Genomic DNA, 14,240 nt, shown 5'->3' with positions numbered 1-14,240 from the left:
CTTAAACCCCTAATGCAATTTTTAACAGGGCAAAAATAATTAAACTGCCCATAAGACAACAATATGAGATATTCAAAATCAGAAAGAACATCCGGATAATTTTATGCGGAATATAGTCCTCAATGACAACCTGCATTTCAAGTTTCATGTGATAAAGATTTGAAAAAACCATTAACACCATAAAAACCAAAATAACGGGATGTGAAAGCCGAGCATGAATTGTGCTATAATCTTCTCCAGCCAATAAAATCATCAAAATAATAAAAAATATTAAAAGCGGTATATTGAGCCAACTTGTTAAATTTTGCACCCAGAAATGCTCTGTTCCCTTATGCGCACTCCCTAAACCACGCACTTTTCCAAGTTCTGTTCGAATTTTTTTTTTCATACTTCTCTTTAAACCCCTGCTAAGCAACACTATATCCAATAACCCAAATAACAACAGTGGCACTAAAGGAAATAAAAATATTCGCCCAAGCAATAAAGTTGGCCTGTTTTTTATCGAGAAGACAAGGCTTCAACTCTCCAATAAGGTGACGAATATCGCCCACCATGTGATGAACCCCAGCAAATGTACAAAGAAATAAGACACAAAGCCCAAAAAAAGACCCATAAATTTCATTAACTGTTTTAAATGCATCCTCTCCACAAGCAATGGCCATAAGCCAAATCGCAAGGAGAGAAATTCCAAAATAAATCGCTATGCCGGTTATACGATGTGCTATTGACATCGCCATTGTGATAGACCAACGATAAATAGTTACATGGGGAGAACGAGGACGATCCTTCATCGTGATTATCTCTGTCATACAATATATCCTGACCTGGCTTTCAATACATTCTTCAATCATAAGCGAAAAAACTCGTACAACACAACCAAGTGCATTGCCATTTCCACTTATTTGATACCTATAAAAGGCTCACATTACAGGTCGGCTACTTAAATGACGGGATTAAAGGTCACGCACAAAAAACCGATTATCAGACAGCTATAAACTGCAAAATCTGTTTAGTACAATTTTATCTCCACGTCAAAGGATGAACATTATTTCTTGAACATAAATATATATTTTTTCAGAAATACTTTTTAAAACACAGTGAAGAACATTTTAAATATCAAAAAATACCTCACAATTACAGTAGCTCCAGTTATAACCACTCTCGCAACGAAAATAACATAACATCCTTGCTATCCTGAATCGCTTTACAAAATGCCGATTCGATGAAACGATAAACTGCCCCCGTGACCATGAGATCACTACTCACCACAGAGTACGAAATAAGGATTTTCTTTATCTTCTAAAAGCCTTTTTTGAATATCCCTGTCTCTCAAAGCAAAAAGGCAGCCAACACTGCCCTTGATGTCAATTTTTAGAAAAAACTAATTTAACTTTTGTAAATTATTCGGCTGTTGTTGTTTCAACATTTGCTTCAATATCTGGAGCAACCTCTTTCTCAACTATCTGTGCATTTTTCTTACGGTAGTCTCTCTTTTCAGCAATACGCGCAGCCTTCCCTCTTAAAGCACGAAGATAGTAAAGCTTTGCACGACGCACTTTCCCTCGGCGAACAAGCTCAACGCCCTCAATCAAAGGGGAATAAAATGGAAATACACGTTCCACACCTTCACCATAAGAAATTTTACGGACAGTAAAATTTTCATTGAAGCCATATCCTGAACGTGCAATGCACACCCCTTCATAGGCCTGCACGCGTGTACGCGTTCCTTCTGTCACACGCACCATAACACGAACGGTATCTCCGACTTGAAAAGCTGGCAGTTGGCGTTTTTCTGCAATTTTTGCACATTGTTCAGCTTCAAGCTGCGCGATAATATTCATTTCTTTCATCCTTCATGTTCTTCTCGAACAGTCAGAGCGCTCAACTCTCGCCGAAAAAATTCTTCTTACACAACAAAGACATTCGGTAGGCTATGCTTTCACAGGAGCGAATACACTATCTCTTGATTTTTGGATACACAGAAAGCCTTTTATCATAAAGCATTTCTTAAAATGAATTACACGGTACACTATCTTTTAAAATGAATCAAGTTTTCCGGCGATTTTTGTTATAAATAGCGTAAAGATCTGGCCGACGTTTCTGTGTTAACATTTCAGCCTGCTCTTGACGCCAGTCTGCAATTGCTTTGTGATGACCTGATGTTAGCACAAGCGGAATCTCAAACCCTTCAAAAACAGGAGGACGTGTATAGTGAGGATGTTCGAGCAATCCATTCTCAAAACTTTCATACTCTCCAGAAGCTTGATTCCCCATCACACCGGGTAAAAGCCGCACAAGAGCATCTAAAAGAACCAAAGCCGCCGTTTCTCCACCTGAAAGAATATAATCACCGATGGAAATTTCCTCCAATTTTCGCGCTTGTATCACCCGTTCATCCACGCCTTCAAAACGACCACATACCAAAACCACACCCCTATCAGAAGCCAAAGAGCGCGCATAAGCTTGGTTAAAAGGACGCCCGCGCGGACTTAATAAAATTCTTGGTAAATCGGAGGGGCAATGATCAATCGCAGCGGTTAAAATATCTGCCCGCATCACCATACCCGCTCCCCCACCAGCGGGTGTGTCATCAACGCTATGGTGTTTATCCAAAGCAAAATCCCTAATCTGCACCGTATTCAGAGACCATACTCCCCGTTCTAAAGCGCGCCCTGCTAAAGAATGCCCGAGCAATCCTGGAAACATTTCAGGATAAAGTGTTACAATATGTGCTTGAAATGTCATTCCCAATACCTGCTTCTTCTTTGATAATTTGCTCAAAGCATGTCCTCTTTTATCCTTTTTCTAGATCATGTGATGCTCAATCATTGAATGAATGAAGATCACTGAACAAACCAGCGGCCACTGGATCCACCACAAGAAAACCAGAAGCAACGCAAATTTTCGGCACAGCTGTCTTACTAAACGGGATAAATTCTGTTTTGTGAGAAATCAGACGCACTTCAAGAAGATCGCCTGCTCCAAAATTAAAAAAACCACTCACTTTCCCAAGAAGCTGATTAGTATTGTCATACACACGAAGCCCGATTAAATCTATTTGGTAAAATTCATCCGTGTCTAAATCATCGGCGAATTGGTCCCGCTCAATATAAAGCTGAACTCCCTTTAAAGCCTCCGCAGCACTACGATCATTGACCCCTTTAAAACGCACAATCACGTTATTTTTGTGAACACGCATGGATACAATTTCATAAAGTTGCCCTTTATCATCATAAAGAACCCCATAAGTCCTCAAACGCTGCGGCTCAGTACCCAATAAGTTAACAATAACATCTCCTTTTATGCCATGTGCAGCTCTAATAACAGCAAGCAAAACTGCTTTATTAAGTTCTTTTTTGTTATGTTCCATGTGCAATATTATCTATTAAAAAATGAAAAACTATTATACAATTGTTACCTTTTATGAGATTTATTGTTATTCAATAACCTTATGAAAAATCCTCTTTCTATGGTAATAAAGCAATAAGAAGGAGAAGTCTTATGGCTAACGTTATGCTTTTTTATAAAAATATTATTCCTCTCAATAAGGTGACTCATAAAAACCTTAAATTCAATAGTTTAAACAATATGTCTTTCGCAAAGAATACTCATTGGCTTCCTTTAGCAAGCAGTGAATATTTTCAAGCAGCATTAGACTATCCTATCCTGTTTATGAGTGCACAAGATGAACAACAAAAACGGCACTACACATCCATTGCTCTTGTAGGCCTTTCAAATGAAGAAAATGACTTCATTACAGCCGATAAAACTTGGCAACACAACATGTATATCCCCGCCTTTGTTCGTCGCTATCCTTTTATTCTTGCACAAATCCACAATGAAAAAGAACTTTCTGTTTGTTTTGACCAACAGCCGGAAACATTTAACGAAGTTGAAGGAACCAATCTTTTCAATTCAGATGGATCTCTTTCACCCTTTATGGAAGAACGTATTCATTTTCTTGAAAGTTTTAAAATAGCCATGGAAAAAACGGCTGAATTTACTGACGCTCTCGTTGAGATGAATCTTTTTAGTCAAAAAACAATCCACATTAAAAACGACAAAGGGATATCTGCACAATTAGAAGATTTTTGGATTGTTGATGAAGAAAAACTTAATAAATTATCTGCTCATCAACTCGCTAAATTGCATAAAAATGGCTTTTTAGGATTAATTTTTGCTCACCTTATGTCAATGAATAATCTTGTTAAAATACTGTCGCGAAAGATTGAAAATCAAACCTCTCATCCCGTGCAACAGAATAATGTTTATGATACAAAATTTGAACAGAGAAAAAAAATTCTAAACTAAAAATGACTCCTAAAAATGACAGCAAAAAGGGCCAAAATATTTCTCTCGTCCCAGCAGATGACGCTGTTTTAGCAGCAAGGCAAAGCTGGCTCGAGAGCCTTGTTCACATACACCGCATGGCAACACGAACAGTAGCAGCCTATGAGCGTGATACACGGCAATTTTTATCTTTTCTGTGTCAACATTTAGGGCAAAAGCCAACATATCATGACCTTGCCAATTTACAGGTAGCTGATTTACGTTCTTACATGGCCCATCGTCGCAAACAAATGGTAAGCTCTCGCTCTTTAAGCCGAAATATGGCAAGTATACGCTCTTTTTTCAATTATTTATCCCGAGAAAATCTTGTTGATGTCCCTGCTGCTAAACTTGTCCGAACACCCAAATATGCAAAATCACTGCCCAAAACTTTAACGATAAAAGCTGCACTCAATATCGTTAAACAAGGCAATCAACAAGAAGATGAACCATGGATCACGGCACGTAATGCTGCTGTCTTAACACTACTTTATGGCTGTGGCATGCGCATATCGGAAGCCCTAGCACTCACTCCAAAACAATTTTCTGATCCAAACGTAACAAGCCTCTCCATCGTTGGAAAAGGTGGGAAAACACGCCTTGTCCCTGTTATCAAAGCTGTTTATGAAAGTGTCGAGACTTATCTCAAATGCTGCCCTTACCCTTTAGGAGACAATCAACCTATGTTTCGCGGTACTAAAGGCGGTCCCTTGCAACCCGCCATCATTCAACGCGCCGTACAAAATTTACGTACTCGCCTTGGATTACCAAAAACTGCAACACCACACGCATTGCGCCATTCTTTTGCAACTCATCTTTTGTCGCGTGGAGGAAATTTGCGTATTATTCAAGAATTGCTCGGCCACGCTTCTTTATCAACAACGCAAGTCTATACAGCAATTGACACAGACCGCTTATTAGACATTTATCAAAAAGCGCATCCTCGTGCCTAATAAAAATTTTAGCTTAACAAAAGCTTTGCACAAACGGAGGATTACATACCTTCAACCTCTAACGCCAAAGCATGAATATTTTCCGTTAATTCTTTTTGTAGAACTTTATAAATCGCCCGATGTATTTCTACCCGAGTCATATCAGAAAAAAAAGAAGACAGAATTTTCACACGAAAATGTGTTTCACCTTGGCCATCAAAAGCATGGTCTCCATGATGATGTCCGGCATGAAGATGGCTTTCATTGATCACTTCAAGCTTTTGTGGACAAAAAGCCTCACATAATTTTATTTCGATTCTTTTTTGAACTTCAGTGGACATCTTTTCCTACACAAAATAGAGATTATCGCTATTTTTTTTCAGATAAAATACATGTGAAAACAAATTTTTTAAAAGTCAATTCTTGTCAAACAAGTTGATTTTGCATAAACCAAAAATATGACAATTACATCTAAATTATTTGATTCAATTCGTATCAGCTCCAATAAAAAAAAACAGGCTGAATTAGAAACACAACAGTGTCAATGGGAAAGTTGTGAAAAAACAGGTGCACACAAAGCACCGGCAGGCCGCAATCGCGAAGGGCAATATTTGTTCTTCTGCATCGATCATGTACGTGCTTACAATAAGAATTTTAATTATTTTTCAGGCCTTAGTGATAAAGATATCGCAAAATTTCAAAAAGATGCCCTTACAGGACATCGCCCAACATGGTCTAGCGGATTGAACAATAGCACGTCAAAAAAAGCTGCTACTCACTATGCAACGATTCGCTCTGGAACAGCTGCTTATCAAAATCGTATACGTGATCCCTTTAGTCTTTTTAATCAACGCCATGCAGCCAAAACAAATACACGAAAATTAAAACCCTTAGAAACTAAAGCTTTTGAAACTTTAGGTTTACAAGCAAATGCTTCAGCTCAAGATATCAAAATAAAATATAAAGAGCTGGTCAAAAAGCACCACCCTGATACTAATGGTGGCAACCGCTCTTCAGAGGAACGTTTTAGTGATGTTCTGAACGCCTATAATTTGCTGAAAAAATCTGGTTTATGTTAAAAAATAAGTTAATCAACAAATTAAAAAACAATTTTTGTGCAAATAGTCCTGCTTTCACGTTGAGCAATAATTAATTTCTACCAACACTATAAAATACAAAGCCTCTTCCCCTTTTGTTCTTACCCATTATCCCTCTTACCCTTTGTCCTTACTACTATGTATATTAAGGGCTCCTTGTGCATTGAAGCCTCATTTTATTAGTGAGCATTGCATAAATACTCTATGTTTTGTATGCTTTTTAAAGCGAAAATAATGAGCCTTTCAAAAACAATGACACAAACGAATCTTGCCAACAAAAACATGCCTGATATCACGCTCTGCGTTCGTGATATCTTTAAGATTGATACGGATATGCAAGTGCCTGCTTTTAGTCAAAAAAGCCCACATGTTCCTGATGTCGATCCCGATTATCTTTTTGATCCGCAAACAACTTTGGCGATTTTGGCAGGTTTTGCTTTTAACCGCCGCGTTATGGTTTCTGGCTATCACGGTACAGGCAAATCAACGCATATTGAACAAGTAGCCGCACGTCTTTGTTGGCCTTGTATTCGCATTAATCTCGATAGCCATGTTAGCCGCATCGACTTAGTCGGAAAAGATGCTATCGTTATCAAGGATGGTCTGCAAATTACTGAATTTCAAGAGGGCATTTTGCCCTGGGCTTACCAAAATAATGTCGCTCTTGTCTTTGATGAATATGATGCAGGAAGACCCGATGTTATGTTTGTGATCCAACGGGTGTTGGAAACCTCTGGGCGACTGAGCTTACTTGATCAAAGCCGTGTTATAACTCCGCATCCGGCATTTCGTCTTTTTTCTACAGCCAATACCATTGGCCTTGGAGACACAACAGGATTATATCATGGTACACAGCAAATTAATCAAGCACAAATGGATCGCTGGTCTATTGTGACACTCTTAAATTATCTCTCCCATGATCATGAGGTAGACATTATTTCTGCAAAAGTTAAATCTTTTCAAACAGCTGAAGGAAAGAAAACAATTTCAAAAATGGTGCATGTTGCCCATATGGTGCGCCAAGCTTTCATAAATGGGGATCTTTCAACAGTGATGAGCCCGCGTACTGTCATCACTTGGGCAGAAAATACTGAAATTTTTCAAAATGTTGGTTTTGCTTTCCGCTTAACCTTTTTGAATAAATGCGATGAATTGGAACGAGCAACTGTCGCGGAATTTTATCAGCGTGCTTTTGGAGAAGAGCTTCCCGAATCACTGATTCACACTGTCTTGCCTTAAGGAAATCCTTGATCATGGCCTCAAAAGCCAGCGATAATAATAGCCAAAATCTGAAACATCACTTACCCAACAGCTCCCTTAATAGCGAAGCTTTTAAACTTGATGCTGAAGCTTTTAAAAGAGCTATGTCTACTTGCATGCGTGCCATTGCTGGCACATCCACTCTTCAGACTATTTTTGGTCATTATAAGCCATCGATGAGTCATACACATGTGCGTTTACCAGAGATCCCAGCCAAAGCAACCCACAAAGATGTTGCGGTAACCCGTGGATTAAGTGATTCCATGGGCTTACGCAAAGCGTGGCATGACCCCCATATTCACACCCAGTTCACCCCACAAGAACTCAAAGCACGCGCTATTTTTGACGCTCTTGAGCAAACACGTATCGAAGCCATTGGCACTTTGACTATGGAAGGGATAGCACAAAATCTTGAAATCATGCTCGCTGATAAATATCAAAGAGCCCATTATCAAAGAATTAGTACACAAGACGAAGCGCCTATAGAAGAAGCTATTGCTCTTTTATTACGCGAAAAAATAACAAAGCGTTCTCCCCCAAAAGAAGCTGGCCCGATCCTGGACTTATGGCGCCACACTATCGAACAACAAGCTGCAGCTGAACTCCACGAACTCACGCATCATCTTTATAACCAAAAGGCTTTTGCACGTGTTGTCCGTCACATACTGTTTTCTTTAAAAATATCCTCAGCACTAGATGATGTGTCTGATGATACCAATGTGAAAAAACAAACAAAGGAGGGAAATACACACGTACAAACAAACGAAGAATATAACGAGAAGACAAAATACACGCAAAGTGAGGAACAAAAAACAACTGAACAAACAAATGATGTACAAGATGAAGGAAAAGCCCACGCTACTCAATCAAGCACAGATGAAAGTATTGAACAAGAGCATACCAGTGTTTGGCAAAAAAAACCGAGTGAATTCAAACAGACTCTCCACACATCTGAGTCTATGCAGAAACTTGCTGATTATAAAATTTTTACGCAGAAATTTGATGAAGTTTTGGAAGCAACAGATTTTTGTTCTAAGAGCGAATTAAACCATTTGCGTTATCTTCTTGATCAACAACTTAATCATTTTCAAAATATTGTTGGACGTTTAGCAAACCGCCTTCAACGACGCCTCATGGCACAACAAAACCGTGCTTGGCATTTTGATCTTGAAGAAGGATATCTTGATACAGCAAAACTGCCACGCCTTATTATTGACCCGGTGTATCCTCTTTCTTTTAAAAAGGAATATGAAACACAATTTCGTGATACCGTTGTTTCCTTACTGATTGATAATTCCGGATCCATGAGAGGACATCCCATCACGGTTGCAGCAAGTTGTACTGATATTTTGGCGCAAACTCTTGAACGTTGTGGTGTTAAAGTCGAAATTTTGGGCTTTACCACTAAAGCTTGGAAAGGTGGACAATCGCGCGAAGAATGGGAAAAGCAAAATAAACCCCCTCATCCAGGACGTTTGAATGATTTATGCCATATCATCTACAAAAGTGCTGATACACCCTGGCGCCGTGCACGACGCAATTTAGGTTTAGTGATGCAAGAAGGTTTATTAAAAGAAAATATCGATGGTGAAGCTCTTATTTGGGCGCACCAACGCCTTCTCTCACGGCATGAACATCGCCGTATCCTGATGATCATTTCTGATGGAGCTCCTGTTGATGATTCAACCTTGTCTGTTAATCCTGGCAATTACCTTGAAAAGCATTTATGTGCCGTTATTCAAGAAATTCAAACATATTCTCCTATAGAATTAATGGCTATAGGGATTGGTCATGATGTAACGCGTCATTATAAACGCGCAATCACCATTCCAAATGCTGAAGAACTCGCCAATGCTATCATTCAACAATTAGCAACACTCTTTGACTAGCAAAAGCCAAATTGCTGACAGAAACTTTAAAAAAGAAAAACATAAAAATAAATGATCGGCCTATATTACGCTTTTTAAACTCTAAAAAAGCCCATCAAAATATTTGCACATATCTCAAACGCCTATACATGCATGATATGAGATTTGATTCCTCATAACAATGAAAAATAAGGAGAAAATTGGCTGAAGACCAAAGAAGTTTATCCTCTCCACCTCATTTTAGTAAATGAGAAAGTGTTAAAACATTTATTATCACACCATAAGGGAAAAGCATCAATAAACTCATCAGGATTTTGATTGAAAAATCACCAAAAGCAAGAGATAACCAAACAGGAACGTCAAACCCAAAAAACACTGTATGATCAATGATAGAACTACTAACATAACCTGTCATCTGATCAATAAAGCTAAAAGAGCCTGCAAAAGCAATCGCGAAGAATAAAACCGTATCTAAAGCTGAGCCTGTTATCGCTGCTGCTAACGGTGCTTTCCACCATGTTTGACGCCGTAAAGGGGCGAACACAATAATATCAAGCAATTGCCCAAATAAAAATGCTGCACTCGAAGCAATAGCCAGCCGTGGTGTCACCACAACCCAAGAGACAACAAAACTAACGATAAAACCAGCATAAACTACACGCCGCGCAACAGTTGGACCAGAAAAACGATTTGTCAAATCATTGATCAAAAAAGCAAGCGGATAGGTAAAAGCCCCGTAGGTCAAGAGCTCATGCATATCAAAACGAACCGGATATTGAACCAAAAAATTAGAAATCGTTACCGTGAAACACATAGCAAAACTAGCAACAATAATATGCCTGCCCTTATACTGTTTTGCTAAAAATCTCTTTGATGAAGACATTTTTTTAACCTGAAGTATCAAACACAATTGCCGTTGCTAACGACCAAGGAGAAGACGCACGTCTCTCAGGTGAACAAACCACTTAAATGAGAAAATGTTCAGAATTAGAATCTAATCGCGGGCTTTAAGCCGCTGCTTGTTCAGCTTTTTTCTTCACAATTTGATGCTTCAATAAACGTGCACGTTGTGACAATTCCTTATCATCAGCTTTTGTCAAAAAATTATCAAGACCACCGCGATGTTCAACAGAACGCACAGCATTTGCTGAAATACGCAAACGATAACTTTGCTGCATAACTTCTGAAATCAACGTCACATTGCAAAGATTTGGTAGAAAACGACGACGTGTTTTATTGTTTGCATGGCTTACATTATTACCATATTGAACCGTTTTTCCTGTCAATTCGCAGACACGAGACATAAACTTCACCCTTAACTTCAAGAAACCCTTAAATTCCCAACATAGCAAAATAAAATGGACACATCGCACACATACACTGCTCCGAATAGCACTCTATTGCCTTAAATAATCAGCGTCGGAAAGTTGCATTTTTATAAGTTGTTAGTAATAGAAGGTCAAGCCTTTTATAAAATCAAGATTTCTTCACAGCTTGTTTAGTCCATTCGACTATCTTTTTTTAAAAAAATATACACAATACTTCTTTAAGAATTCTTCATGTTAAAAGGATTTTGATCATGATCAATAGAAATCACTCCATACCGAAAATCCCGTATAAAAAAGTAAGTTTGTCCTTTATATTTGGAGGAATTTTTTGCGTATTCTTTTTTCTTGTCTTTAGTGCTTTAGGCATTTGGCAAGTACAACGACTTAATTGGAAAACAAATCTTATAGCGCACGTCAATCAGCGCACCCATCTGCCCCCTGTTGCAGCTCCTCGCCAAGACCAATGGGCAAATGTGACTTTTAATAAGGATGAATATCGACCGGTTATATTAACTGGAAAATTTTTGACAGATAAAAACATTCTGGTCACCGCTGTAAGCCAAAATACCACCGGCTACTGGGTTTTAACCCCTTTACAAACAGCTGACAACACACTGACTTTTGTTAACCGTGGCTTTATTCCCATGAATGCACGTCAGCAATTTGATCATCAAAAACTGCCGCAAAATAATGACTTTACCCCGGATTCCCTCGCGCTCAGCAACGAACAAACGACAGTCATAGGTTTTTTACGTATGAGCGAAAAAGGTGGTTTTTTTCCTCGCAAAAACAACCCTGACCGAAATCTCTGGTATACGCGCCAACTCCCCGCTATGGCACAAAAGCTTGATCTTTCTCATGTTGCCCCTTATTTTATTGATGCAACACAGAAAATAGCTTCTCAAGGGAATCTTCCCATTGTTGGGCTAACTGTAATCCATTTTTATAATAACCATCTCATCTATGCGATCACATGGTTTACCCTCGCCATTGGCACCTTGGGCATTCCTTTTTTCTTGCTATGCTACAAAAAAGCTAACAGCATCCCTCACAAATAGCTCATTTTGCTAAACGAAGTTCCCTGTCTTTTCCCCACCACATCCCAAAATCCTTGCTTAAATCCCAAAATATTGCTGACTTTATAATTTTTTCAAAATGTAATAAAATAGTGCAGACTGCAGACTTGTTCTCTCTTTATCAAAGAGAGCACGTCAAAAAAATTGATATCAAAATGGTTCTTATCTCTTGAGCATCTTCCGTTATATCCATCACATCAACGGGAAGGAGCAACAAGAATTATACTTTGCAGATAAAAAACCATATACGCTGCCTTACGAGGAATTCAGCGCGTTATCCAAAGTCTATTATCTTATTTATCGGTGTATCTTAGAAAGATTCACGTGAAAAACGTTTAGCAATTGAACGAATATCGCCACGATTAATGCCAACATCATTAAGGTCATATGTTGACAAACTATCCAACGCTTTCACTGTCCGACGGTACCGACACCAACTTTTAAAAGAACGCAAGATGTTCATTTTTTTCACTCAAATTCTACGTTAAACCATTGATATTAAAATAGAACAAAATGAAAAAATGAGGTATGCTATAATTGCATAACTGATTTGCACTGATCACAAAGAAAAATATGAATATTTTTTCTCATTATGGATTTTTGACAACAATAAAGACAATCGCCAAACTAGTGACGAAAATGCCGCACGCCTGTGAAAACCATTGCTAAGCCACGTGCATCAGCGGCTTCAATCACTTCTTGATCACGTATAGACCCACCAGGTTGGATCACAGCAGTTACACCGGCTTCAGCAGCGGATATCAAACCATCTGCAAAGGGAAAAAATGCATCCGACGCAACAACTGACCCTCTCGTGAGAGATTCTGCGAGACCCATTCTTTTTGCATTGTCTTCAGCCTTGTAAACTGCAATTCTTGCTGAATCAAGGCGGCTCATTTGACCAGCACCAATACCAACTGTTGCACTGTTTTTGGCATAAACAATCGCATTTGATTTGACATGCTTCACAACACGAAAAGCAAATTGCAGATCACGCATTTCATCTCGGCTTGGTGCCCGCTTTGTTACTACCTGTAAATCAAAATCATCAATAACAGCGTTATCACGTGATTGTACCAAAACTCCTCCAGCAAGTGTTTTGACCATCAGCCCCCCACACCGAGGATCTGGCATCCCCCCTGTGATTAATAAACGAAGATTTTTTTTCTGTGCAATAATGTTGCATGCAGCTTCTGTTGCATCAGGAGCAATAATCACTTCTGTAAAGAGTTTAACAATTTCTGCTGCACATTCTTCATCAAGGGGTTGATTTAAAGCAACAATCCCTCCAAATGCTGAAACACTATCACACATAAGCGCTTTTAAATAAGCCTCTTTTAAACTTTGCCCTTCCGCAACCCCACAAGGATTGGCATGTTTAATAAGAGCAACAGCAGCGGTTCTTTGGGGATCAAATTCTGCTACCAACTCGAAAGCCGCATCTGCGTCATTCATATTGTTATAAGAAAGCTCTTTACCCTGCAAAATTTTTGCAGTCGCAACCCCAAAACGGGTATCATGAGTGCGATAAAATGCTGCCCGTTGATGCGGATTTTCCCCATAGCGCATCATGCTTTCAAAATGACCAGAAAAATTCTGCCAAGACGGCATTTCAACTTCTAAATCTTGCGCAAACCAAGCGGCTATTGCTGCATCATAAGCAGCCGTATGTTCATAGGCACGGGCTGCTAACTGACGACGGAGTGAAAAGCTCAAACACCCATCATGCTGTTTTAATTCCGCCAAAATAACATCATAATCAGACGCAACTGTCACAACACCAGTATAAGCGTGATTCTTGGCCGCTGCACGAATCATGGCAGGCCCACCAATATCAATATTCTCAATAATCGTTTGCGAATCAGCACCTGATTGCCAAGTTTTTTCAAAGGGATAAAGATTAACAACAACAAGATCAATGCCACAAATACCGTGCTCTTCCATAGCAGCTTTATGGCTTGGGTTGTCTCTCACTCCTAACAAACCACCATGAATCAAAGGATGTAATGTTTTTACTCGTCCATCCATGATCTGCGGAAAACCTGTTACTTCAGAAACATCTTTCACCGACAAACCAGCCGCTATCAAGCTTTCAGATGTTCCTCCCGTTGAAATCAATTCAATTCCATATGTGTGCAGTTCTTGCGCAAATGCAACCAAACCTGTTTTATCAGAAACAGAAAGCAAAGCACGACGAACCCGGTGAAAATCAGGTGTAGGATAATTTTGTGAAACAACAACCATGACAAAAACCTTAAGAATATAATGGCTAAAATTCAGGCAAAGCAAGAAGACTGCATCTGTGTGTCCATAGAGCTTGAATCAAAATATACTCATAGGATAGATAGCA

Annotated in this window: 16 protein-coding genes; 6 read left to right on the top strand and 10 right to left on the bottom strand. The window is 39.1% G+C overall.

All coding sequences use genetic code 11. From position 1 onward, the window contains the following. Nucleotide 1 precedes the first annotated feature (1 nt). From sdhD to rimM, 5 genes are all read right to left on the bottom strand, one after another. Nucleotides 2-388, bottom strand: coding sequence for a succinate dehydrogenase, hydrophobic membrane anchor protein (gene sdhD, locus H710_RS01455; RefSeq protein ID WP_041849086.1), 387 nt, complete (start codon nt 386-388; stop codon nt 2-4). 19 nt (nt 389-407) lie between these two features. Beyond that, nucleotides 408-809 (bottom strand): succinate dehydrogenase, cytochrome b556 subunit, encoded by a 402-nt coding sequence (gene sdhC / locus H710_RS01450; protein ID WP_041849085.1) that lies wholly within the window; start codon nt 807-809, stop codon nt 408-410. A gap of 591 nt (nt 810-1,400) precedes the next feature. Further along, nucleotides 1,401-1,841: a 50S ribosomal protein L19 gene (gene rplS / locus H710_RS01445; RefSeq protein ID WP_041849193.1), complete on the bottom strand. Its 441-nt coding sequence runs from the start codon at nt 1,839-1,841 to the stop codon at nt 1,401-1,403. 205 nt (nt 1,842-2,046) lie between these two features. Further along, a complete protein-coding gene (gene trmD, locus H710_RS01440) occupies nt 2,047-2,745 on the bottom strand; it encodes a tRNA (guanosine(37)-N1)-methyltransferase TrmD (protein ID WP_041849084.1) in 699 nt (232 codons plus the stop codon). A gap of 76 nt (nt 2,746-2,821) precedes the next feature. Beyond that, nucleotides 2,822-3,370 (bottom strand): ribosome maturation factor RimM, encoded by a 549-nt coding sequence (rimM, locus tag H710_RS01435; protein WP_041849083.1) that lies wholly within the window; start codon nt 3,368-3,370, stop codon nt 2,822-2,824. A gap of 131 nt (nt 3,371-3,501) precedes the next feature. On the opposite strand from rimM, the gene H710_RS01430 reads away from it, so the two are divergent. Further along, on the top strand, nt 3,502-4,311 hold the full coding sequence (locus H710_RS01430) for a SapC family protein (protein ID WP_041849082.1): 810 nt from the start codon (nt 3,502-3,504) through the stop codon (nt 4,309-4,311). Between the two features lie 2 nt (nt 4,312-4,313). After that, nucleotides 4,314-5,282, top strand: coding sequence for a tyrosine recombinase XerC (locus H710_RS01425; protein WP_041849081.1), 969 nt, complete (start codon nt 4,314-4,316; stop codon nt 5,280-5,282). Nucleotides 5,283-5,323: 41 nt separating this feature from the next. On the opposite strand, the gene H710_RS01420 is transcribed toward H710_RS01425, so the two are convergent. Continuing rightward, a complete protein-coding gene (locus H710_RS01420) occupies nt 5,324-5,602 on the bottom strand; it encodes a BolA family protein (protein WP_041849080.1) in 279 nt (92 codons plus the stop codon). 117 nt (nt 5,603-5,719) lie between these two features. Here H710_RS01420 and H710_RS01415 point away from each other — a divergent pair, with 117 nt between their 5' ends. The 3 genes from H710_RS01415 to cobT all read left to right on the top strand — a co-directional run bounded on the left by H710_RS01415 (nt 5,720) and on the right by cobT (nt 9,507). After that, nucleotides 5,720-6,340, top strand: a complete 621-nt coding sequence (locus H710_RS01415; protein ID WP_041849079.1) for a J domain-containing protein — start codon at nt 5,720-5,722, stop codon at nt 6,338-6,340. A gap of 270 nt (nt 6,341-6,610) precedes the next feature. After that, nucleotides 6,611-7,597: a cobaltochelatase subunit CobS gene (cobS, locus tag H710_RS01410; RefSeq protein ID WP_041849192.1), complete on the top strand. Its 987-nt coding sequence runs from the start codon at nt 6,611-6,613 to the stop codon at nt 7,595-7,597. Nucleotides 7,598-7,611: 14 nt separating this feature from the next. Then, on the top strand, nt 7,612-9,507 hold the full coding sequence (gene cobT / locus H710_RS01405; protein WP_041849078.1) for a cobaltochelatase subunit CobT: 1,896 nt from the start codon (nt 7,612-7,614) through the stop codon (nt 9,505-9,507). 214 nt (nt 9,508-9,721) lie between these two features. Here cobT and H710_RS01400 read toward each other — a convergent pair whose 3' ends face one another. Both H710_RS01400 and rpmB read right to left on the bottom strand, forming a co-directional pair. Further along, nucleotides 9,722-10,369: a VUT family protein gene (locus H710_RS01400; RefSeq protein WP_041849077.1), complete on the bottom strand. Its 648-nt coding sequence runs from the start codon at nt 10,367-10,369 to the stop codon at nt 9,722-9,724. Between the two features lie 124 nt (nt 10,370-10,493). Next, nucleotides 10,494-10,790, bottom strand: a complete 297-nt coding sequence (rpmB, locus tag H710_RS01395) for a 50S ribosomal protein L28 (RefSeq protein ID WP_041849076.1) — start codon at nt 10,788-10,790, stop codon at nt 10,494-10,496. Between the two features lie 275 nt (nt 10,791-11,065). On the opposite strand from rpmB, the gene H710_RS01390 reads away from it, so the two are divergent. Then, nucleotides 11,066-11,872, top strand: a complete 807-nt coding sequence (locus H710_RS01390; RefSeq protein WP_041849075.1) for an SURF1 family protein — start codon at nt 11,066-11,068, stop codon at nt 11,870-11,872. Between the two features lie 328 nt (nt 11,873-12,200). Here H710_RS01390 and H710_RS06015 read toward each other — a convergent pair whose 3' ends face one another. After that, nucleotides 12,201-12,353 (bottom strand): DUF1127 domain-containing protein, encoded by a 153-nt coding sequence (locus tag H710_RS06015; protein WP_080772745.1) that lies wholly within the window; start codon nt 12,351-12,353, stop codon nt 12,201-12,203. A 164-nt stretch (nt 12,354-12,517) separates the two neighbouring features. Next, a complete protein-coding gene (gene purH, locus H710_RS01385) occupies nt 12,518-14,134 on the bottom strand; it encodes a bifunctional phosphoribosylaminoimidazolecarboxamide formyltransferase/IMP cyclohydrolase (RefSeq protein ID WP_041849074.1) in 1,617 nt (538 codons plus the stop codon). Nucleotides 14,135-14,240: the final 106 nt, after the last annotated feature.

The organism is Bartonella bacilliformis Ver097, from assembly GCF_000709795.1.
Classification (GTDB): domain Bacteria; phylum Pseudomonadota; class Alphaproteobacteria; order Rhizobiales; family Rhizobiaceae; genus Bartonella; species Bartonella bacilliformis_A.
Note: the sequence above shows the minus strand (reverse complement) of the source record. Positions and strands in the feature narration are given on the sequence as shown.